The 15,167-nt window shown below is 70.6% G+C and carries 15 protein-coding genes and 2 riboswitches; of the genes, 13 read left to right on the top strand and 2 right to left on the bottom strand.

Annotated elements, in window-relative coordinates; all coding sequences use genetic code 11:
- The 10 genes from FRZ03_RS04825 to FRZ03_RS04780 form a co-directional block, all read left to right on the top strand.
- A partial coding sequence (locus FRZ03_RS04825) for an ATP-binding cassette domain-containing protein (protein WP_146463866.1) occupies positions 1 to 811 on the top strand: 811 nt, incomplete at its 5' end.
- Positions 808 to 1,632: an ECF transporter S component gene (locus tag FRZ03_RS04820; RefSeq protein ID WP_146463865.1), complete on the top strand. Its 825-nt coding sequence runs from the start codon at positions 808 to 810 to the stop codon at positions 1,630 to 1,632. The genes FRZ03_RS04825 and FRZ03_RS04820, both read left to right, overlap by 4 nt.
- Positions 1,633 to 1,694: 62 nt before the next feature.
- Positions 1,695 to 1,868: riboswitch (cobalamin riboswitch) on the top strand.
- A 227-nt stretch (positions 1,869 to 2,095) separates the two neighbouring features.
- Positions 2,096 to 3,619 (top strand): CoA-acylating methylmalonate-semialdehyde dehydrogenase, encoded by a 1,524-nt coding sequence (locus FRZ03_RS04815; RefSeq protein ID WP_146463864.1) that lies wholly within the window; start codon positions 2,096 to 2,098, stop codon positions 3,617 to 3,619.
- Positions 3,620 to 3,626: 7 nt separating this feature from the next.
- Positions 3,627 to 4,775: an acyl-CoA dehydrogenase family protein gene (locus FRZ03_RS04810; RefSeq protein ID WP_146463863.1), complete on the top strand. Its 1,149-nt coding sequence runs from the start codon at positions 3,627 to 3,629 to the stop codon at positions 4,773 to 4,775.
- Positions 4,772 to 5,848, top strand: coding sequence for an enoyl-CoA hydratase/isomerase family protein (locus FRZ03_RS04805; protein WP_146463862.1), 1,077 nt, complete (start codon positions 4,772 to 4,774; stop codon positions 5,846 to 5,848). The genes FRZ03_RS04810 and FRZ03_RS04805 overlap by 4 nt, the downstream gene beginning before the upstream one ends.
- Positions 5,845 to 6,741, top strand: a complete 897-nt coding sequence (mmsB, locus tag FRZ03_RS04800) for a 3-hydroxyisobutyrate dehydrogenase (RefSeq protein ID WP_146463861.1) — start codon at positions 5,845 to 5,847, stop codon at positions 6,739 to 6,741. The genes FRZ03_RS04805 and mmsB overlap by 4 nt, the downstream gene beginning before the upstream one ends.
- A complete protein-coding gene (locus tag FRZ03_RS04795) occupies positions 6,738 to 7,529 on the top strand; it encodes an enoyl-CoA hydratase (RefSeq protein ID WP_146463860.1) in 792 nt (263 codons plus the stop codon). Before mmsB ends, FRZ03_RS04795 begins: the two co-directional genes overlap by 4 nt.
- Positions 7,530 to 7,607: 78 nt before the next feature.
- Positions 7,608 to 7,751: riboswitch (cobalamin riboswitch) on the top strand.
- Between the two features lie 36 nt (positions 7,752 to 7,787).
- Positions 7,788 to 8,009 carry a CbtB domain-containing protein gene (locus tag FRZ03_RS04790; RefSeq protein WP_086692985.1) on the top strand — a complete coding sequence of 74 codons (222 nt, stop codon included), beginning with the start codon at positions 7,788 to 7,790 and terminating at the stop codon, positions 8,007 to 8,009.
- 22 nt (positions 8,010 to 8,031) lie between these two features.
- A complete protein-coding gene (locus FRZ03_RS04785; protein ID WP_146463859.1) occupies positions 8,032 to 8,784 on the top strand; it encodes a CbtA family protein in 753 nt (250 codons plus the stop codon).
- A gap of 147 nt (positions 8,785 to 8,931) precedes the next feature.
- Entirely contained in the window at positions 8,932 to 9,270 is a 339-nt protein-coding gene (locus tag FRZ03_RS04780) for a hypothetical protein (protein WP_146463858.1), read from the top strand.
- Positions 9,271 to 9,288: 18 nt separating this feature from the next.
- On the opposite strand, the gene FRZ03_RS04775 is transcribed toward FRZ03_RS04780, so the two are convergent.
- Both FRZ03_RS04775 and FRZ03_RS04770 read right to left on the bottom strand, forming a co-directional pair.
- Positions 9,289 to 9,870, bottom strand: coding sequence for a histidine phosphatase family protein (locus tag FRZ03_RS04775; protein ID WP_146463857.1), 582 nt, complete (start codon positions 9,868 to 9,870; stop codon positions 9,289 to 9,291).
- A gap of 22 nt (positions 9,871 to 9,892) precedes the next feature.
- On the bottom strand, positions 9,893 to 11,335 hold the full coding sequence (locus tag FRZ03_RS04770; protein WP_146463856.1) for a short-chain fatty acyl-CoA regulator family protein: 1,443 nt from the start codon (positions 11,333 to 11,335) through the stop codon (positions 9,893 to 9,895).
- A 211-nt stretch (positions 11,336 to 11,546) separates the two neighbouring features.
- On the opposite strand from FRZ03_RS04770, the gene FRZ03_RS04765 reads away from it, so the two are divergent.
- From FRZ03_RS04765 to FRZ03_RS04755, 3 genes are read left to right on the top strand one after another with little or no spacing between them, the layout of a single operon-like run.
- Complete coding sequence (locus FRZ03_RS04765; protein WP_146463855.1) at positions 11,547 to 13,055, top strand: MmgE/PrpD family protein; 1,509 nt, start codon at positions 11,547 to 11,549, stop codon at positions 13,053 to 13,055.
- 2 nt (positions 13,056 to 13,057) lie between these two features.
- Positions 13,058 to 13,963, top strand: a complete 906-nt coding sequence (gene prpB / locus FRZ03_RS04760) for a methylisocitrate lyase (protein WP_146463880.1) — start codon at positions 13,058 to 13,060, stop codon at positions 13,961 to 13,963.
- 37 nt (positions 13,964 to 14,000) lie between these two features.
- Positions 14,001 to 15,137 (top strand): bifunctional 2-methylcitrate synthase/citrate synthase, encoded by a 1,137-nt coding sequence (locus FRZ03_RS04755; protein ID WP_146463854.1) that lies wholly within the window; start codon positions 14,001 to 14,003, stop codon positions 15,135 to 15,137.
- Positions 15,138 to 15,167: the final 30 nt, after the last annotated feature.

Raw genomic sequence — 15,167 nt, 5'->3', positions numbered from 1 at the left:
GCCCGCCCCCGACGGGGAGCGGGCCCGGCTGCTGACCGCGCGCGGCATCACGGTCACCTACCGGGGCGTCGCCGCCGTACGCGCGGTGGACCTCGACCTGCACGCGGGCGAGGTCACCGCGCTCATGGGCCGCAACGGCTCGGGAAAGTCCTCCCTCCTGTGGGCCCTCCAGGGGTCCGGACCCCGCCGGGCGGGCAGTGTGCGGGTGGCCGGCGAGACCGGCGCGACGGATCCCCACGCGGCGCCGCCGGCTCAGGCCAGGCGGCTCGTCGGGCTGGTCCCGCAGACCCCCGCCGACCTGCTCTACCTGGAGAGCGTGAAGCAGGAACTCGACCAGGCGGACGCCGAGTCGGGCACCGAGGTGAAGGCGCGCGCCCTGCTCGACCGGCTGGCGCCCGGCATCGACGACGCCACCCATCCGCGCGATCTGTCGGAAGGGCAGAAGCTCGCGCTCGTCCTCGCCATCCAGCTCTCCGCCGCGCCCCGCGTCGTCCTGCTGGACGAACCGACCCGCGGCCTGGACTACCGGGCCAAGACGGCACTGATCGGCATCGTGGACGCCCTCGCGGCGGAGGGCCGCGCCATCGTCATCTCCACCCACGACGTCGAGTTCGCCGCACGCGCCGCCGACCGGGTGATGGTCATGGCCGAGGGAGACGTCGTCGCCGACGGACCCACCACCGAAGTCATCGTCTCCTCACCGACCTTCGCACCCCAGACGGCGAAGATCCTCGCCCCGTTGCCCTACCTGACAGTCCGGCAGGTGGCGCGGGAACTGGCGACCGCCGAAGACGAGGGAACACGTCCATGAGTACGCGCATCGGCACCGCCATCCGGCTGACCCCACGCGTCGGCGTGGTCATGACGCTGTCCGCCTTCCTGGGACTCGTCGCCTTCTTCTGGCCGTTCGTGGTCGCGCCGGGCAAGTTCGGCTCCAGTTACGCGCCCCCGCTCATCTTCGGCGTCCTGCTGGTGCTCGTCCTCTGCGTGGTGCTGTCGGAGATCGCCGAGGGCGGCATCGACTCCAAGGCGCTCGCCATGCTGGGCGTACTCTCCGCAGTGAACGCCGCCCTGCGCCCGCTCGGCGCCGGAACGGCGGGCGTCGAGACCGTCTTCTTCGTCCTCGTGCTGGCGGGGCGGGTCTACGGCCCCGGCTTCGGGTTCGTCCTCGGCTGCACCTCGCTGTTCGCCTCCGCCCTGATCACCGGGGGAGTGGGGCCGTGGATGCCGTACCAGATGTTCGGCTGCGCCTTCGTGGGAATGCTCGCCGGATTCCTGCCCAGGGCGAGCGGCCGGCGTGAGGTGCTGATGCTGGCCGGGTACGGCTCGCTGTCCGGCTACCTCTTCGGCTTCCTGCTCAACCTCTCCTTCTGGCCGTTCTCCCTGGACCCCAACAGCTCCATCGCCTACCTCCCGGGCCTGCCCTTCACCGAGCAGTGGCACCGCTACATCGCCTTCGACCTGGCCACCTCGCTGGGCTGGGACACCGGGCGGGCGGTCACCAACTTCGTGTGCGTGCTGCTGGCCGGACCCGCCGTCCTGGCCACCTTCCGGCGCGCCGCCCGCAAGGCCCGCTTCCGGGCGCCCGTGCGCTTCGCGGCCCCCCGGACGGCCGAATCCGAACCCCACTGACCTCGAACATCACCGGAACAGCGGCCTGCGGGGATGGATTTACTAGGGCGACCAACTATATATTCGAGGGGTAGGCCCGCGGTGCAGGGAAGCCGGTGTGATTCCGGCACGGTCCCGCCACTGTGACCGGGGAGTACGCCGTCGAGCAGGACGCCACTGACGAGCTGGGTGTCGGGAAGGCGGACGGCGCGCACTGATCCGGGAGTCAGGATACCGGCCGTGGGATGTTCCGTGTTGTCCACGAGGATGGAGCTGACACGCATGGCACCGGTGCGCATTCACTATCCCGGCGGACTCCGCCGCAGGCTTCATACACGCCGCATTCCCGTCGTCACCGCCTGACGGTTCGCACGCCATTCGCGTTCTCGCGCGGCCCTCGCACGCCTGTGCACGTCACCGCGTCCACGTGTGCCGGTCCGGCGCGCCATCCCGGATCACCCTCACCTGACGAGAGCAGGCACCCATGATCCGTCCGAACGACCGCACCGACGTACGCGAGCTGACCCATTTCGTCGGTGGCAAGCACACCCCGGGAACATCGGGGTTCCACGGTGACGTGTACGACCCCAACACCGGCGAGGTCCAGGCCCGCGTGCCCTTGGCGGACCGGGCCGAGACCGAGGCGGCGATCGGTGTCGCGGTCGACGCCCAGCGCGAGTGGGGCGAGTGGAACCCGCAGCGCCGCGCCCGCGTGCTGCTGCGCTTCCTGCAGCTCGTCGAGCAGGAGAAGGACGCGCTGGCCCGGCTGCTGTCCTCCGAGCACGGCAAGACCATCGCCGACGCCCACGGCGACATCCAACGCGGGCTGGAAGTGGTGGAGTTCGCCGCGGGCATCCCGCACCTCCTCAAGGGGGAGTTCACCGACAACGCGGGCACCGGCATCGACGTCCACTCGCTGCGCGCGCCGCTCGGCGTCGTCGCCGGGATCACGCCGTTCAACTTCCCGGCGATGATCCCCCTGTGGAAGGCCGCCCCGGCGCTGGCCTGCGGCAACGCCTTCGTCCTCAAGCCCTCCGAACGCGACCCGTCCGTCCCGCTGCGGCTCGCCGAACTCTTCCTGGAGGCGGGTCTGCCGGCCGGCGTCCTGAACGTCGTCAACGGCGGGCGGGAATCGGTCGACACCCTCCTCGAAGACCCGCGCGTCGCCGCCCTGGGCTTCGTCGGCTCCACACCGATCGCCGCGCACGTCTACGCCACCGCCGCCGCCCACGGCAAGCGCGCCCAGTGCTTCGGCGGCGCCAAGAACCACATGATCGTGATGCCGGACGCCGACCTGGACCAGGCGGTGGACGCCCTGATCGGCGCCGGGTACGGATCGGCGGGCGAACGCTGCATGGCCATCTCCGTCGCCGTACCGGTGGGCGAGGACACCGCCGACGCGCTGGTCGCCCGGCTGAAGGAGCGCGTCGGCAGCCTGCGCATCGGCCGCAGCGACGACCCCGAGGCGGACTTCGGCCCCCTGGTCACCCGGGAGGCGGTGGAGCGGGTGCGCACCTACGTCGACCTCGGTGTCGAGGAGGGTGCCGAACTCGTGGTGGACGGACGGGACTTCGTTCTCCCCGACCACGAGAGCGGCTTTTTCGCCGGAGCCTCGCTGTTCGACCGGGTCGCCCCGACGATGCGGATCTATCAGGAGGAGATCTTCGGCCCGGTCCTCACGGTCGTGCGCGCCGCCGACTACGAGGAGGCCCTGCGTCTGCCCAGCGAGCACCCCTACGGAAACGGCGTCGCGATCTTCACCCGCGACGGGGACACGGCCCGTGACTTCACCCGGCGGGTGAACACCGGCATGGTCGGCATCAATGTGCCGATCCCGGTGCCGGTCGCCTACCACACCTTCGGCGGCTGGAAGCGGTCCGGCTTCGGCGACCTGAACCAGCACGGCCCGGACGCGATCCGCTTCTACACCCGCACCAAGACCGTCACCTCCCGCTGGCCCGCCGGTCTGCGCGAGGGTGCGAGCTTCACGATCCCCACGATGGGCTGAATGCCGTATGACCACCACCCTGCTCACCGAGGACCAGCAGGCCCTCGTGGAGACCACCCTCGACTTCGCCCAGGACCATCTCGCACCCCGCGCCCTCGACTGGGACCGGGACAAGCACTTCCCCGTCGACGTGCTGCGCAAGGCGGCCGGGCTCGGCCTCGGCGGCGTCTACGTCCGTGAGGAGTGCGGCGGTTCGGGCCTCAGCCGGGCCGACGGCGTACTCGTCTTCGAGTCCCTCGCCTCCGGCTGCCCGTCCATCGCCGGGTACCTCTCCATCCACAACATGGTCGCCTGGATGATCGACCGCTACGGTGCCGACACCCAGCGGGAGCGGTGGCTGCCCCGGCTGTGCGCCATGGAGGACCTGGCCAGCTACTGCCTGACCGAGCCGGGAGCCGGCTCGGACGCGGCGGCCCTCACGACCCGGGCCGTACGGGACCGCGACGAGTATGTGCTGACCGGCGTCAAACAGTTCATCTCCGGCGCGGGCGCCTCCCAGGTGTACGTCGTGATGGCGCGCACCGGCGGCACCGGAGCGGACGGTGTCTCCGCGTTCATCGTCGACAAGGACGACCCCGGTCTCACCTTCGGTCCGAACGAACGCAAGATGGGCTGGAACGCCCAGCCCACCCGACAAGTGGTCCTCGACGGTGTACGGCTGCCCGCCGACCGGCTCCTCGGCCGCGAAGGCGAGGGCTTCCGCATCGCGATGAACGGCCTGAACGGCGGCCGGCTCGGCATCGCCGCCTGCTCCCTCGGTGGCGCCCGCAGCGCCCTCGACCGCAGCCTCGTCCACCTCGCCGACCGGGAAGCGTTCGGCGCACGGCTGCTCGACGCCCAGGCCCTGCGCTTCCGGCTCGCCGACATGGCGACCGAACTGGCCGCCGCCCGCGCCCTGGTCCAGCAGGCCGCCCAGGCGCTCGACCGGGGAGATCCACAGGCGCCGTACCTGTGCGCCATGGCCAAGCGGTTCGCCACCGACACCGGGTACTCGGTCGCCGACCGGGCGCTCCAACTGCACGGCGGCTACGGCTACCTCAGCGAGTACGGCATCGAGAAGATCGTCCGTGACCTGCGCGTCCACCAGATCCTGGAAGGAACCAACGAGATCATGCGCGTCATCGTGGCCCGCGGCCTGACGGAGGCGCTCGGATGACCGCCACCGACGAACCCGTCCTGTTCCACACCACCGGCCGGGCCGCCCACATCACCCTCAACCGGCCCAGGGCCCTCAACGCCCTCAACCACGAGATGGTCCGCCGCATCGACGCGGTCCTGACCGCGTGGGAACACGACCCATCCGTGGAGACCGTGGTCATCACGGGCGCCGGGGAGCGCGGCCTGTGCGCGGGCGGCGACATCCGAGGCATCCATGACGACGCCCGCGCCGGCGACGGCAGCGCATCGGCGGCGTTCTGGCGCGACGAGTACCGCCTCAACGCCCGCATCGCCCGCTACCCCAAGCCGTACGTCGCCGTGATGGACGGCATCGTGATGGGCGGCGGGGTCGGCGTCTCCGCGCACGGCAGCGTCCGCATCGTCACCGAGCGGTCCAGGATCGCCATGCCGGAGACCGGGATCGGCTTCGTCCCGGACGTCGGAGGCACTCACCTGCTCGCCCTCGCCCCGGGAGAACTGGGCACCCACCTGGCACTGACCGGCGCACAGATCGGCGCCGCTGATGCGCTGCTCTGCGGACTCGCCGACCACTTCGTACCGGCCGACGCACTCCCGCACTTCATCGGCGATCTTGCCGACCAACCCGTGCGAGAGGCACTCGCCGGCCATGTACAGCCGCCGCTTCGTGGCGAGTTGGCCGGTCGGCGGGAGTGGATCGACGCGTGCTACGCAGCCGACACCGTCGAGGAAATCGTCGACCGGCTTCTCGCGCACGGCGACCCCGCTGCCAAGGAGGCCGCCGAGACCCTGCTCGCCAAGTCCCCCACCGCCCTGAAGGTCACCCTCGCCGCGGTGCGCCGTGCCCGGCGCCTCGGCCCGCTGGAGCGGGTCCTCGACCAGGAGTACCGCGTCTCGTGCGCCGCCCTGCGCACCCCCGACCTGGTGGAGGGCATCCGCGCCCAGGTCATCGACAAGGACCGTGACCCGCACTGGTCGCCGGCCACCTTGGTCGAGGTGACCGACGCCGACGTCGAACGCTTCTTCGCCCCGCTCGGCGACCACGAACTCGGACTCGCCGGACCCGACGCCGCCACGGAGGTGGCCTGGTGAGCCGTACCGTCGCATTCATCGGACTCGGGCACATGGGCGCCCCCATGGCCGCCAACCTGGTCAAGGCGGGCCACCGTGTCCGCGGCCATGACCTGGTGCCGGACGCTCTGGACGGCGCCACGCGGACGGGGGTGGAACCCGCGTCGTCGGCGGTCGACGCGGTCGCCGACGCCGAAGTGGTCATCACCATGCTTCCCATGGGCAGCCACGTCCTGTCCCTCTACGACACTGTCCTGACGGCGGCCCGGCCGGGCACTCTCTTCGTCGACTGCTCCACCATCGACGTCGCCGACGCCCGCACCGCCCATGAGCGTGCGGCGGCCGCCGGAATGCGGGCCCTGGACGCACCGGTTTCCGGCGGGGTGGTCGGAGCCGAAGCGGCCACGCTCACCTTCATGGTCGGCGGGGGAGAGGCGGAGTTCGCCGAGGCGCGGCCGCTGCTGGAAGCCATGGGCAAGAAGGCCGTCCACTGCGGCGGCGCCGGTGCCGGGCAGGCTGCCAAGATCTGCAACAACATGATCCTCGGTGTCTCCATGATCGCCGTAAGCGAGGCGTTCGTCCTCGGCGAGGGCCTCGGCCTGTCCCACCAGGCCCTGTACGACGTGGCCTCCACGGCGTCCGGGCAGTGCTGGGCGCTCAGCGTCAACTGTCCCGTCCCCGGACCCGTGCCGACCAGTCCCGCCAACCGGGACTACCGGCCGGGCTTCGCCGCCTCCCTCATGGCCAAGGACCTCGGGCTCGCGGCCAACGCGGTCAAGGCGGGCGGAGTGCAGGCAGAACTCGGCCTGCGAGCAGCCGAGTTGTACGCCGCCTACGCCGAGCGGGCCGGAGCCGCCGAGGACTTCTCCGGCATCGTGCGCACCATCAGGGACCAGAGCGGAGAACAGGCGTGACTGCGGAACCGGCTGTCGAGTACGAGACGATCCTTGTCGAGCGGAAGGGCCGTACCGCCCTGCTCACCCTCAACCGACCCAAGGCCCTGAACGCCTTGAACCTCCAGGTGATGAACGAGGTGGTGGCCGCCACCGAGGCCCTCGACCGGGACCCGGAGTGCGGCTGCATCGTGATCACCGGATCGGCGAAGGCGTTCGCGGCCGGCGCCGACATCAAGGAGATGCGGCCGCAGGGCTACATGGACATGTACCTCGCCGACTGGTTCGCCGCCTGGGACCGGCTCGGACAGCTGCGCACTCCCACCGTGGCCGCCGTCGCCGGATACGCCCTGGGAGGGGGATGCGAGCTCGCCATGCTCTGCGATGTCCTGCTCGCCGCCGACACGGCCGTCTTCGGCCAGCCCGAGATCAAGCTGGGGGTGATCCCCGGCATCGGCGGCTCCCAGCGCCTGACCCGCGCTGTCGGCAAGGCCAAGGCCATGGAGCTGTGCCTGACCGGGCGCACCATGGACGCGACCGAAGCCGAGCGGGCCGGACTGGTCTCCCGTGTGGTCCCCGCCGACGACCTGCTCGGCGAAGCCCTGGCCGTAGCCGAGACGGTCGCCGGCATGTCGCTGCCGGTCGCGATGATGGCGAAGGAAGCGGTCGGGCGGGCCTTCGAGACCACACTCACGGAAGGCGTCCGCTTCGAACGCCGTCTGTTTCACGCCGTGTTCGCGACCGCCGACCAGAAGGAGGGCATGGGAGCGTTCGTCGGCAAACGACCACCGGTATTCCGTCACCGCTGAACCACGAAGCCTGTGCCCGTGCCGTCCGTCCGGTGGGAGAGGAAGATCACGCCGGGCTGACGCGGTCTTGGCCATGCCCGCGCCACGCGGTACGGTCGGTCCGATATCGACGACGGCGAAACGGAAGCCGGTGAGAATCCGGCACGGTCGCGCCACTGTATGCGGGACGCCCTCCTGGGGCGTTGCGTGAGTCAGACCCGTGGCCGTCGTCCTGTGCACCACCGAGATGGGACGCGAACTCCCAGAGGAGGTTCTGCCATGGCGCAGACCGTCGCCCAGCCGACAGCCACCACCCCCGCCGTTCCCGCCACGCTGCCGTTGAAGGCCATAGCGCCCTGGGCCGTCTTCTTCGGCATCCTGATGCTGGTGCTGCTGTACTTTGTCGGCGCGGAGCAGGGCGCCACCTCCGTGTTCAACGGCACGGACGTGCACGAGTGGGTGCACGACGCCCGCCACCTGCTCGGCTTCCCCTGCCACTGAACCGAGGGGACCGCGCACGCCCATGAACTCCGCAACGGTTAGAAACCTCCTCGTGCGGGGCATGCTCGCCGGCCTCGCCGCCGGCGTGCTCGCCCTCGTCGTCGCCTACCTCCTCGGTGAGCCGAGCGTCGACAAGGCGATCGCCTTCGAGGACGCCCACTCCCACGAGCACGAGATGGAAGTCGTCTCCCGCTCCCTGCAGTCCACCGCCGGCCTCGCCACCGGCGTCCTCGTCTACGGGGTCGCCTTCGGCGGCATCGCCGCGCTCGCCTACTGCTTCGCGCTCGGCCGCGTGGGCCGCTTCAGCCCGCGAGCGACCGCGCTGCTGCTGTCCGGCTGCGCCCTGCTCGCCGTGTACGTCGTGCCGTTCCTGAAGTACCCGGCCAACCCGCCCTCTGTCGGCGACCCCGACACCATCAGCAAGCGGACCACCCTGTACTTCCTGATGATGCTGCTCAGCGTCCTCCTCGCGGTCGCCGCCACCATCCTGGGCAAGCGCCTGGCGCCCAGCCTGGGCACCTGGTGGGCGACGGTCGTCGCGGTGGCCGCGTTCGCCCTCGTGATCGGTCTGGCCTACGCGTTCCTGCCGGTCATCAACGAGGTGCCGAAGGACTTCCCGGCCGCCCTGCTGTGGCGGTTCCGGCTGTCCGCACTGGCCATCCAGTCCGTCCTGTGGGCCGGCTTCGGTCTGCTCTTCGGTGAACTGGCGGAACGCCTGCTGAACCCCAAACCGGCGGCGGCCGCGAGCGGCCGCGCGGTTCCGGCCGCGCACTGATTCCTTCCGGACAACAGAGGGCCCTTCGGAACCATCCGGGGGCCCTCTGGCGTTCTCCGGACACCGAGTTCGACGCAAGAGTGAGTACGGCTCGACAGTGCAGCCCGACCCGACGCGGACCACCCGGCCGATGAGCGGAGGAACCGAGTGGCCAGAACCCCCCAGCCGCGCCACATCACCCTCGGCGGCCGTGAGGCGGTCGCCCTCACCCGGGAGGAGTACGACCAACTCATCGCCAGCCGTAGGCAGATCGGCGGTCAGAGCGCCCGGGTGCGGGTGCTCGCCCAGCAGGCCAAACGCACCGAACAACTGCTCCACGACCTGGAGGCACTGATCGCCTCACAGGGGGAGGGCTGCACCGGGCAGGTCCACACATCGTCGACGCCCTGTGCCGAAAGTACGTCCGCCCGGACGAAAGCTGCTGGTTCCTGCCTGCGATGCGAGCTGGCGGCGTTGCTGCGCCGTCACCGGGATCCGGCGTCCTGAACCGCCGGTGACCGAGTTCTAGTCGATGTCCGGCACGGCCAGGGGGCGCCCGAGCCGCAGATTCCAGCGCCCAGCCCGGCTGCTGAGCTCGGTCACCGTAAGGGGAGACACATCAAGGCGCCAGAAGACAGCGGCGGGTATGTCCAACGCTTCGGTGACCGCCGCCCGCACCACTTCCGGCTCGACCACAGCGAGCACACGACCGTCGACAGCTGTCGCTTCCTCCAGCCACCGCGCGACTCTCCCACACAGGACTTCTATGGACTCACCCCCGTGTGGTGCGCTCCCCGGGTCGGTGAGCCAGCGGGCCACGGCTTCCGGCTCGGCAGCCGCCACCGCCTCCAGCGTGCGGCCTCGCCAGCGGCCCACGTCCAGTCCGCCCAGCTCCCGTGTCTCCACGCCGTCGAGGCCGAGAGCAGCCGCCGTCTCCCGACAGCGCACACTCGGGGACACGACCACACGCGCCGCCACGGGCAGCGATCCGGCGGCCTCACGGGCGCGGGCCGCGCCGATGTCGTCGATCGAGTCGCCGTCGTAGAAGCGGGCCTGTCGCAGCGACGGGCTCGTGGCGGGCGAGACGAAGGTGACACGGCTGGTCACGTGGCTGCTCCTGCTGTCGGTGTCATGGGGTGCTGCTCTCCACGGCGTACGGCACGTACGTGCGCCGGTCCGGGTCGATGGCGAGGCGTCCGCCGGCCGGGGGCCTGGCGCGCTGGGCGCAGTCGCGGCGTTCGCAGATCCGGCAGCCCAGGCCGATTCGGGTGGCGGCGCGCGGGTCGTCCAGGGCGATGCCCTCGGTGTAGACGAGCCGTTGTGCGTGCCGCAGCTCGCAGCCGAGGGCGACGGCGAACTCGGCGCGCGGGGCATGATGGCCGAAGCCGCCGCGGGTGATGGTCCGCGCGACCCAGAAGTACCGTTTCCCGTCCGGCATTTCGGCGACCTGCGTCAGTATGCGGCCCGGTGCGGAGAATGCCTCGTACACCGTCCACAGCGGGCAGGTGCCGCCCATGCGGGAGAAGTGGAAGTCGGTGGCCGACTGCCGCTTGGAGATGTTGCCGGCCCGGTCCACCCGCAGGAAGGAGAACGGCACGCCCCGGCTTCCCGTGCGCTGCAGCGTGCTCAGGCGGTGGCAGACCGTCTCGAAGCCGACGCCGAAGCGGGCCGAGAGCAGTTCGATGTCGTACCGCAGGTCCTCGGCCGTCGCGTGGAAGGCCGCGTAAGGCATCAGCAGGGCGCCGGCGAAGTAGTTGGCCAGGCCGATGCGGGCGAGGGTCCGGGACTCCGGTGAGGTCAGCTCGGTGGCGCGCTCGGCGAGTTCTGTGAGCAGCGGTCCGTGCTCCAAGAGCGCCAGCTGAGTGGCCAGTTGGAAGGCGCGCTGGCCGTCGGTGAGCCAGGGGGAGAGGAACAGCAGCCCGGTGTCGGGAACGAAGCGTCGCGCGTCGCCGGGCCGACCCGAAGCGGACTCGATGATGCGGACGTGATGCCGCTCGACGAGCAGCGCGGCGAGAGGGTCGGCTGCCTTGCCCGGACGAAGCTCCAGCGCTTCGGCAATCCGTTCGGCTTTGGTGTCGAGCGGCTCGAAGTGGTTGTGGTGGGCGTAGAAGAAGTCCCGCACCTCGTCGTGCGGCTCGGCAGGAGGCAGCAGGCCACCGGCAGGTCCCGGGGATCCCAGCGCGGCGGCCTGTTCGACCGTGTCGCGATAGCGGCGGTGCAGGGCCACCAGGGCGTGGGCCACCTCCGGGTGGTCGCGTGCCGCCTCGGTGACCTCCTCGGCGGCGGGCAGCGGCACCCCGCACGCCTCGTCGGCGAGCGCGGCCCGCAGATCGGCGGCGAGCCGGTCCTCGTCGGCCGCCGAGAAGAACTCCGCGTCGACCCCGAAGACCTCCGCGATCCGCAGCAGCACGGATGCGGTCAGCGGACGCTGGCTCTGCTCGATCTGATTGGCGTAGCTGGTCGAGATGCCGAGGGCACGGGCCATGTCGACCTGGTTCATACCGTGCTCACGGCGCAGCCGACGCAGCTTCGCGTGGGCGTAGACCTTGCGGTCGGATGCTCCTCGTGCCATGGCGCACATCCTTGTCGCAAGCGGTGAGGGACGACGTTGGGGGCACTGACTTCTTGCGAAGATAGCATCCGCGTTATTCGCAGAATTCGCAGATTCGCAGGTCTGAGCTGTAGAGATTCCGCAGATTGGAGAGGTGGCCGGGCAGCCGCGAAACGGGCACTGTCGATCACGTCAGCACCGAGCAGGACCGTCTGCACCCGCGAGGAGTCCCGTGATCGAGCACCACGTCCGTGTCCACCCCAGCGCCGACCGGCTTTCGCGCGAAGACCAGCTCGCCTGGAAACTGGCCGCCGTCGCCACCGGCACCGGAGACCTGGACGCCGACAGCACCGCCATGGCAGTCAACCGGGTGATCGACAACGCCTCGGTCGCCGTAGCCTCGCTGCTGCGCCGACCGGTCGCCGTCGCCCGCGCCCAGGCCACCGCGCACCGCACGGCCACGGCCGGCGCCTCCGTCTTCGGTACCTCCGCCCGGGTCTCCCCGGAATGGGCCGCCTGGGCCAACGGCACCGCCGTGCGCGAGCTGGACTTCCACGACACCTACCTGGCCGCCGACTACTCCCACCCCGGCGACAACATCCCGCCGGTGCTCGCCGTCGCCCAGCACACCGGCCGCACCGGAGCCGACCTGCTGCGCGGCGTCATCGCCGCCTACGAAGTCCATGTGGCCCTGGTCAAGGGCATCTGCCTGCACGAGCACCGCATCGACCACGTGGCGCATCTGAGCGCGGCCACCACGTGCGGCCTGGGAGCCCTGCTCCGGCTGCCGACGGAGACGGTGTACCAGGCCATCCAGCAGGCCGTGCACACCACCACCGCGACCCGGCAGTCCCGCAAGGGCGAGATCTCCAGCTGGAAGGCGTACGCACCCGCCTTCGCGGGCAAAGCGGCGATTGAGGCCGTCGATCGTGCCATGCGTGGCGAGACCTCCCCCTCGCCTATCTACGAGGGCGAGGACGGCTTCCTGGCCTGGATGTTGAACGGCCCCGAGTCCGACTACACGGTTCTGCTGCCGGAGCCGGGCGAGCCGCGCCGCGCGATCCTCGACACCTACACGAAGGAACATTCCGCCGAGTACCAGGCCCAGGCGATCATCGACCTCGCCCGCCGCCTGCGCGACAAGACCGGCCCGCTGGAGAACGTGCGCTCGGTGGTTCTGCACACCAGCCACCACACCCACCACGTCATCGGCTCCGGTGCGAACGACCCGCAGAAGTACGAACCCACGGCCAGCCGGGAGACGCTCGACCACTCGGTGCCGTACATCTTCGCCGTCGCACTGGAGGACGGCGCCTGGCACCACGAGCGCTCCTATGCGCCCGAGCGCGCCCGACGCCCGGAGACCGTGGAGCTGTGGCGGAAGATCACCACGGTCGAAGACCCGGTCTGGACCCGGCGGTACCACGACCCCGACCCGGACCGCCGGGCCTTCGGCGGACGTGCGGTGATCACTCTCCACGACGGCTCGGTGATCGAGGACGAGCTCGCCGTGGCCGACGCCCACCCGGCAGGTGCCCGACCCTTCGACCGCACCGCCTATGCCGGCAAGTTCCGCACCCTGACCGAGGGCATCGTCACACCGGCCGCGCAAGATGCCTTTTTGGATGTCGCCGAACATCTGGCCGACCTGTCGACGGACGACTTGGGCCGGCTGTTCCCGGGCGTCGACACGGAGGCCGTCGCCGCGCACGACGCGAGCCTGCCGAAGGGTCTCTTCTGATGGTGCTGCACACCAGGACCACGCCCGCCGAGCGCCGCCGCGCATTGCGCGAACAGCTCGCCTCCGGGCGGCTCTTGCGCATGCCCGGTGCGATCAACCCGCTGTCGGCCCGGCTGATCCAGGACACCGGCTTCGACGCCGTCTACCTCTCCGGCGCCGTCCTCGCCGCCGATCTGGGGCTACCCGATATCGGCCTGACCACCTCCGCCGAGATCGCCGCGCGAGCACAGCAGACGACAAGGGTGACCGACCTGCCCGTCCTCGTCGACGCCGACACCGGGTTCGGCGAGCCCATGAACGCGGCCCGCACCGTCCAGCTGATGGAGGACGCGGGCCTGGCCGGACTCCATCTGGAGGACCAGGTCAACCCCAAGCGCTGCGGCCACCTCGACGGCAAGACCATCACTTCCCGCGAGGAGATGGTCCGCCGGCTCCGGGGCGCCGTCGATGCCCGCCGGGACCCCGACTTCCTTCTGATGGCCCGCACCGACGCCCGCGGCGTCGAGGGCCTGGACGCGGCGATCGACCGGGCGAAGGCGTACGTCGACGCCGGCGCGGACGCGATCTTCCCTGAAGCCCTCGCCGACGAGGCCGAGTACGAGGCGTTCCGTCAGGCCGTCGACGTGCCCCTGCTCGCGAACCTCACCGAGTTCGGCAAAACCCCCCTACTGAATACCCGCACCCTGGAGAACCTCGGCTACAACATCGCCCTCTACCCGGTGACGCTGCTGCGCATCGCCATGGGCGCGGTCGAGGAAGGACTGCGCACGATCGCCGCCGAGGGCACCCAGGAGTCCCTGCTGCCCCGCATGCAGACCCGCTGCCGCCTCTACGAACTCCTCGGCTACGAGGAGTACTCGGCCTTCGACTCGGCCGTCTTCGACTTCACGCTTCCGCCCGGAACCTGACCACGTCCGGCACCTGACCCACGAAGGCAGGCACTCCATGACCACGTCCGCACCTGAGATCCACCGCGGTCTCGCCGGTGTCGTCGTCGACACCACCGAGATCTCCACCGTCGTCCAGGAGACCAACTCCCTGACCTACCGCGGCTACCCGGTCCAGGACCTGGCCGCCCGCCGCTCCTTCGAGGAGGTCGCCCACCTGCTTTGGTACGGCGAACTCCCCGACGACGGGCAGCTCCGCGACTTCCACGCCCGCGAGCGCGCGCTGCGTCCCCTGGACCGCACCACGCTGGAACTGCTCACCCGGCTGCCCGACACCTGCCACCCGATGGACGTGCTGCGCACCGCCGTCAGCTTCTTCGGCGCCGAGGACCCCACCGAGGACGACGGCAGTCTCGCCGCCAACCGCGGCAAGTCCCTGACTCTATTGGCCAAGCTGCCCACCGTGGTGGCGGCCGACCAGCGCCGCCGCCGGGGCCTCGCCCCGATCCCGCCGGACCCCGGCCTCGGGTACGCGGAGAACTTCTTCCACATGTGCTTCGGCAGCGTGCCCGACCCCGAAGTGGTCCGCTGCTTCGAGATCTCCCTCACGCTGTACGCCGAACACAGCTTCAACGCCTCGACGTTCACCGCCCGCGTCGTCACCTCCACGCTCTCCGACCTCTACAGTGCGGTCACCGCCGCGATCGGCGCGCTCAAAGGCCCGCTGCACGGCGGCGCCAACGAGGCCGTGATGCACATGCTGAACGAGATCGGCGACCCGCAGCGCGCCGAGGCGTGGCTGGACGAGGCGCTGGCGTCCAAGCGGAAGATCATGGGTTTCGGCCACCGCGTCTACAAGCACGGCGACTCCCGCGTCCCGATCATGCAGGACGCCCTCGACCGGCTGGTGGCACGTGCCGCGGATCCCGAGGTGACCCGCATGGCCACCCTGCACGCGGCCTTGCGGCACGCGATGATCAGCCGCAAAGGAATCCATCCGAACCTGGACTACCCGGCCGGCCTCGCCTACCACCTCATGGGTTTCGACACCCCGGCCTTCACTCCGATCTTCGTGATGAGCAGGATCACCGGCTGGACCGCGCATATCACTGAGCAGCTCGCCCACAACGCGCTGATCCGCCCGCTGGCCTCCTACGACGGTCCGGGCCAGCGGGCGGTGCCGGGCGCCGCGTAGCCGTCTGCTGTCACGACGGGGCCGGGACGC

It is taken from the genome of Streptomyces misionensis, from assembly GCF_007896895.1.
GTDB lineage: Bacteria > Actinomycetota > Actinomycetes > Streptomycetales > Streptomycetaceae > Streptomyces > Streptomyces misionensis_A.
This window is presented reverse-complemented; position numbering and strand designations above follow the sequence as displayed.

Excerpts from the sequence above, each read along its gene's own strand:
- FRZ03_RS04820 (WP_146463865.1), top strand. The coding sequence starts at position 808 with ATGAGTACGCGCATCGGCACCGCCATCCGGCTGACCCCACGCGTCGGC.
- FRZ03_RS04815 (WP_146463864.1), top strand. The coding sequence starts at position 2,096 with ATGATCCGTCCGAACGACCGCACCGACGTACGCGAGCTGACCCATTTC.
- FRZ03_RS04810 (WP_146463863.1), top strand. The coding sequence starts at position 3,627 with ATGACCACCACCCTGCTCACCGAGGACCAGCAGGCCCTCGTGGAGACC.
- FRZ03_RS04805 (WP_146463862.1), top strand. The coding sequence starts at position 4,772 with ATGACCGCCACCGACGAACCCGTCCTGTTCCACACCACCGGCCGGGCC.
- FRZ03_RS04790 (WP_086692985.1), top strand. The coding sequence starts at position 7,788 with ATGGCGCAGACCGTCGCCCAGCCGACAGCCACCACCCCCGCCGTTCCC.
- FRZ03_RS04785 (WP_146463859.1), top strand. The coding sequence starts at position 8,032 with ATGAACTCCGCAACGGTTAGAAACCTCCTCGTGCGGGGCATGCTCGCC.
- FRZ03_RS04770 (WP_146463856.1), bottom strand. The coding sequence starts at position 11,335 with ATGGCACGAGGAGCATCCGACCGCAAGGTCTACGCCCACGCGAAGCTG.
- FRZ03_RS04755 (WP_146463854.1), top strand. The coding sequence starts at position 14,001 with ATGACCACGTCCGCACCTGAGATCCACCGCGGTCTCGCCGGTGTCGTC.